The organism is Rhizobium sp. 18055 (genome assembly GCF_902706285.1).
Lineage (GTDB): Bacteria > Pseudomonadota > Alphaproteobacteria > Rhizobiales > Rhizobiaceae > Rhizobium.
Genome location: NZ_CACSKD010000254.1, coordinates 1 through 450, shown reverse-complemented (window position 1 = coordinate 450; position 450 = coordinate 1). Strand labels below are relative to the sequence as shown.

The window sequence follows — 450 nt, the reverse complement described above, 5'->3', positions numbered from 1 at the left end:
CCTACGTCTATTCGAAGGACGCGATCCTGGGCGGCACCTACCGCATCGGTGCGGCCAAGCTGTTCGCCGCCTACGAGAGCATCTCCGCGCCCGACGCCGCGGCTGGCGCGCCCAGCAAGCTCAAGCACGGCTGGCTGGGCGTGCGCTACGACGTGACGCCTGCGCTGACCCTGATCGGCGCGGGCTACCGCGTCAGCGCCAACCGCGGCAACGGCAACGCGACGCTGCTGATGGTGGGGGCGGACTACTACCTGTCCAAGCGCACCTTCCTGTACGCGTCGCTGGGCGGCGTGAACAACAGTTCCAGCGCCAACTACGCGGCCGACGTCACCGTCAACGGCCCGGGCGCGGGCGCATCGCAGCGCGCCGTGTACTTCGGCATGGGCCACTCGTTCTGAGGAGGGCCCGGGTTTCCACTTTTCATTGCGAGCCGATAAAACGGCATTGGGG

General features: G+C 68.0%; 1 protein-coding gene. It reads left to right on the top strand.

The annotated features are described in order from the left end of the window. A partial coding sequence (locus GVL52_RS32100; RefSeq protein WP_160012735.1) for a porin occupies window positions 1–398 on the top strand: 398 nt, incomplete at its 5' end. Window positions 399–450: the final 52 nt, after the last annotated feature.